General features: G+C 29.3%; 2 protein-coding genes. One reads left to right on the top strand and one right to left on the bottom strand.

From position 1 onward, the window contains the following. The first annotated feature begins 220 nt into the window (after positions 1–220). Positions 221–1,057, top strand: coding sequence for an XAC2610-related protein (locus tag RMN92_RS06350; RefSeq protein ID WP_309608627.1), 837 nt, complete (start codon positions 221–223; stop codon positions 1,055–1,057). A 69-nt stretch (positions 1,058–1,126) separates the two neighbouring features. Here the strand turns inward: RMN92_RS06350 and RMN92_RS06345 are convergent, their stop codons facing one another. After that, positions 1,127–1,822 carry a glycoside hydrolase family 25 protein gene (locus RMN92_RS06345; protein WP_309608626.1) on the bottom strand — a complete coding sequence of 232 codons (696 nt, stop codon included), beginning with the start codon at positions 1,820–1,822 and terminating at the stop codon, positions 1,127–1,129. Positions 1,823–1,972: the final 150 nt, after the last annotated feature.

The raw sequence follows: 1,972 nt of genomic DNA, 5'->3' as shown, positions 1-1,972 counted from the left end.
TGAGGAATATAAGAAAATTAAAAAGCAATTTAAAATATGATTTTTTTAAAATCGTTTAAAGTATTGTGATAATATTACAAAATGAACAAATCATTTTACCAATTAAATAAAAAAAAATCTATGCTCTAAATGAAATCTATATTAATTGTATTATCGAGTTACATATCAAATTTACATACAGATTTGACCATTAACTTATAATTTCCCCAAAAAATTAAACATGAAACAATTTATTTATCTTTTCATTATTTTAAATAATCTAACTCTACTTGGACAAGTTAATTATTCTGGATTTATAGATAAATATCCTATTGAATTGTCAGCAGATATCAATACTTCTGGAAAATCTTATGGCGTTTATGTTTATACCGCATACGATGATCCAATTGTTTTGGAAGGAAAATTAGAAAAAGAAAAATTAATTATTTTTGAAAAAAATTCAAAAGAAAACAAAAGTGCAAGTATGACTTTCGAAAAATTTAATCTTGACAGCGAATCAATTGAAGGTATTTGGAAAGATTTGAAAAATGGAAAAGAATTAAAAATTACTTTATCCAAAAAAAGTGAAATTGGTGACGGTATCATTCAAAAAACTTCCATCGGCGATCGATATTTTAGGATAGTTGCAGATGATCAAACTGTAAGTGAAATTAAAATATTTCAGAAAAAGACAGATAAACTGATTCAAAAATTGAAGGTTGATTGTCAATTTCGTGGCGTACATTGTATTTCAACTGGAGATTTTAATTTTGACGGAATTACCGATTTTTCAATATTTGAATCAAGTTATGCTGGTCCAAATACTTCAAGTTTATATTTCCTTTACAATCCAAAAACAAAAAAATATTTTGAAAGTGGTTTTTCTGGAACATCATTAGAATTCGATGCCAAAAGAAAAAGAATTATTGAAACTAATCAATGTTGCGGGGGATCAAGCGTTACAACCGCGGAATATAAAGTCATTAAAAATAAAATGATTTTAGAAAAAGAACGCTGTTTTAAGTGGAGTGAAAAAAAACAAGAATTAGTTGAAAGAAAAGTTAGTGAATGCAGATAAATATTTTCGCAATTTCGATGGTGCAAATATTGAAAACTCTGCAAAATTAATAGCAAAGTCTAAACATAACTACTTTATCAACAACTTCCTCAAATCCTTAGTGTTTCCATTAAAAACATTAATATCTACACGACCGCGAATGCCTTCAATTTTGGCATTTTCGGAGATTTGCCACATAGACCAATCGGAATCTATATCCCTGTAAAAAGCAGTATAATTGGCAATCCAAAAAGGATAATCTGAAAAATCATCTTTCAGGAAATCGTTATAATAACTTTCGCTACTATAAATAATGGGTTTTACGCCGTAATGCTTTTCAATTTTATTTAACCAACGCTTTAAACCCACCTTTAAACTATCGATAGATTGGTCACGCGGTAGTTTTTCTATGTCCAAAACTGGTGGAAAATCGCCTCGCTTTAGCTTTACGTTTTTAATGTAATTATTGGCTTGCTCAATGGAATTTTCATTGGGTCTATAATAATGATAAGCTCCTTGAAACATATTGGTTTCTCTAGCTTTTTGCCAATATTTACTGAACTTTCTATCGGTTTTATTGCAACCCGCAGTGGCGCGAATAAAAATAAATTCGATAGGATTTCCAGTTTCCAAATCGCTTAAAATATCCCAATTAATTCGGTTTTGATATTCTGAAATATCAATTCCAAATGACTTTTCGGTATGTGCGTTGATTACATCCGATAGTTTGGCTTGACGCGTTTCAAAAGGAGCTCTGTAAGTTTTAAAACTTAAATAATAGGCCAATGCGTCTCGTTTCAAATATAAAAAAACTCCTAAAAAAATCAGAATTGCATACGATAAAAATTTTTTGCTCGTATAAAAAGGAGTCTTTTTTTGAGTTTTAGAATTTCTGCGAACGGGTTTTGGAGGCATAGGTCAAAAATGACAAAATGA

The sequence above is a fragment of the Flavobacterium sp. genome, from assembly GCF_031363805.1.
In the GTDB taxonomy this organism is placed as follows: domain Bacteria; phylum Bacteroidota; class Bacteroidia; order Flavobacteriales; family Flavobacteriaceae; genus Flavobacterium.
The sequence above is the reverse complement of the archived record's forward strand: the minus strand, read 5'-3'. Positions and strand labels throughout refer to the sequence as shown.